2 protein-coding genes and 1 pseudogene are annotated in these 2,840 nt (G+C 34.4%); all 3 read right to left on the reverse strand.

Features of this window, described 5'->3' with window-relative positions:
* Positions 1-454: 454 nt before the first annotated feature.
* Positions 455-1,084: pseudogene (locus ACK5ON_RS02380) on the reverse strand (peptidase M61); the annotation flags it as partial.
* 230 nt (positions 1,085-1,314) lie between these two features.
* Entirely contained in the window at positions 1,315-1,965 is a 651-nt protein-coding gene (locus tag ACK5ON_RS02385) for a hypothetical protein (protein ID WP_409819523.1), read from the reverse strand.
* 155 nt (positions 1,966-2,120) lie between these two features.
* Positions 2,121-2,672, reverse strand: coding sequence for a hypothetical protein (locus ACK5ON_RS02390; protein WP_409819525.1), 552 nt, complete (start codon positions 2,670-2,672; stop codon positions 2,121-2,123).
* Positions 2,673-2,840 lie beyond the last annotated feature (168 nt).

Genomic DNA, 2,840 nt, shown 5'->3' on the forward strand with positions numbered 1-2,840 from the left:
CTCACGGCAAAGGTCTATAACCTTAATGCCATTTTCATGCTGCGTCAGAATAGAAACAATCTGACTCTCGGTAAACTTGGACTTTTTCATGACTACGAAATTTAGTAATTTTAATCGTAGCTATTTTCGGGGGAGCCTTCAAAACTACATCAATCATGGATTTTTGTAACTCATCAAGAGGCATCATTTCGGGTAATACAACTGTAGTAACAGTAGGATGTTCTAGTGCCCCAAATCCTTTGGCATCATCTGGTTTCATAGATGATAAATACAATAAAACGCTATATTTATTAGTTGAATTGATATTGCCTAAAAATGTTTTCTGAGCCGTCATCATTTTCTTCATTTCAGGAGTAATGCTTTCTGCTGTTACCATACCTGAAGGCGAATAGACTGCAATTAGAACTTCCATGCCATTTACATTAAATGAAGTATAATCCGGCTTAGCATACATAATTGGATTTTCTACTAACTCAGCGTATCGAGGCGTATAAAACACATCTTTAGTAGTACTTGCGTCGGTATCAATCATAGAAGTAGCACCCCAAAGTGTTTCGGGATGGGTGATAGTTAATTGATAAGGCAAATCCTTTTTATCTTGAAAGTAGCCCACAAAACCATGGGTGTTTAACATGAAATTTTTGCCTGCATCAATATTGGTCCCTGCAGGAGAAAAAACATCTTCTCCTGCAATCCCTCCTACTTTTTCAGTGTCGTAAGTGTCGTTAACTAGATAGGTTATTTTAGAAAGATGTTTTGCGTTAGAAATCGACCAGGTATTGTCGTCGGATTTGGTTACAGGCAATTCACTTCCTTTTGTATCTAAAGCTTTGAACTCCTCAATAAATTTCCCATAATTATCAAACGAGTAGGTGCCAGGGACAATTTTAGGTATGCTGTAAGTGATTTTCTCCGACTTGGTCTTTGGTGCTTTTACAGTCACTAGTACCTTGTCGTCTTTCACGTCAATTAAGTCGATACCAACTTTGACATATTGTTTAGATGTTTCTTTTTTTTGTGCATTAAGTGTATTACTGCTCCATAAAAAGGCTACGATAGCAATTGGAATAATAGATTTTTTCATTTTTTTATAGATTATTGATGTTTTTATTGTTAAAATTTAATTTAAAGTTTGTTTTTTTGTCTATTCGATTTTGCACTTTCTATTGATGTTAGCTGTATCGTCCCAACGGTTGCAGGTAACGGTCCGCGGCTAAAAGAAGTTGGCGCTTTTGAAGCACAAATTATCTTATGAAAACCACACTTCAAATGTAAAACAAATTTTCATTAGATGCAGAATGCAGCCAATATATTTTAGCCGCTGTTAGCAGGCGTTGTTCTTTTCCAGCCTAGTTTATTATATAATAAGTCTTCATATTCTTTGTTCCCGCTTATGGCACTTATTAACTCTTTCGCATTACTTGGTATTCTTTTTCCGTCCTTAATTTTGTCTGAATACCTAAGTTTGTAATGGTAAAGTTCAATTATATTTGAAGTATGATTTGCCTTTTCCAAAATTGTCTCATGCAACTTGTCTGTCTCTCCATTTTCCTGTGGTCTTAACCAATAAATTAGGTTCAAAATTCCAATTCGTTCAACAATGTCAACTTTGTTAAATTTCTCTGTCAAATTTTCCGCAATTGCTTTGACACCAAAAGTTGCAATGCAAGGTTTAATGAATATTCTATTGAAACTTGAGTCTTTAAAATTTATTGCAATTGTAATTAATGGTTCAAGTAATTCTTTGTCGAAGTTGTCATACAGATAAAGTAGGTCGGCAACAAAATACTTATTAGCATTTTCAGATTTGTTGAGAAGTAACTCAATCAGTTCAATTGTCTGCAATTTAGAAAGAATGGGGTTACCCTCTTTGAATTCAATCAATACTTCATTGTCTCGATCATATTCAGGAGAAAAGTATTCACCTAATTCTTTATATTTTTCAAGTGTCGTTTTAATGTTCATGGACAATGCCTGCTAACGATTTGCATGTATTGCGATGGCTGCGATACCGAAGCACTGAACTGCAAACCTATTACAAACTTAAAAGAAAAAACTGAACTTTCAAATTTACGCTGAACCAGCAGCTAGCGCAAACATGCTGTTATGCCTTCGTGCCATCACTTCTGTATTTCAAAATGTCCTTTATTCGGATTTACACCATTGCATCGACAAGTCAAACAATTCTCATTTGTCACCCAAATTAAATTGTCTTTATTTGCTTTATACCATTCTCGGATTTCAGTTTGATATTTTTGTCGGTTGTTAAAATTAAAATACAATTCAAACCAATAAGGGTCGTAGCCACAACCATATTGTCTCTTTCTTTCATTAGCTTCATTATATCTCGGCAAATATTTAATAATTTCTTGTAATACTTCGAATGCAATGTCACCAACTCTATAATTCATTCCAAATTGTCGATTTTGAACTTCCGTAATTGTCGTATCCGATAATTTGTCTATAAGGCTTGGAATAATTATTTGTCTTTGTTTTACAAGTTGCCAAAAAATTTGGTCCCCACAACTGTCCTTTGAATTTATATTTGAATTAATACTTCGTCCTTTTCGAGTTGCTTTCACATATTTTAAACTGTCAACTATTCTCTCAGTTTCCGTTTGCGAAAAAGTCAAACATGGAAGAAATAAGAATAAACAAATTAACACTTTCATTTTAATTAAATTTTTCTCCGGCATGAGGCATAACGTTTCCGGGCTTAGTGAAGTGGGGCCAAAAGTACAATCTTTATTAGTATTCACGTCTCCAAATATACTAAAAATTGTTTACGAAGACGTGAGGCCCCATTTATCTAAGCCCGTGTTATGTACAGTTGACGTGCT

The sequence above is a fragment of the Flavobacterium sp. genome (genome assembly GCF_046317795.1).
Lineage (GTDB): Bacteria > Bacteroidota > Bacteroidia > Flavobacteriales > Flavobacteriaceae > Flavobacterium.

Bases quoted from the DNA above. Each gene is read 5' to 3' on its own strand.
- ACK5ON_RS02385 (WP_409819523.1), bottom strand. From the start codon at position 1,965: ATGAACATTAAAACGACACTTGAAAAATATAAAGAATTAGGTGAATAC.
- ACK5ON_RS02390 (WP_409819525.1), bottom strand. From the start codon at position 2,672: ATGAAAGTGTTAATTTGTTTATTCTTATTTCTTCCATGTTTGACTTTT.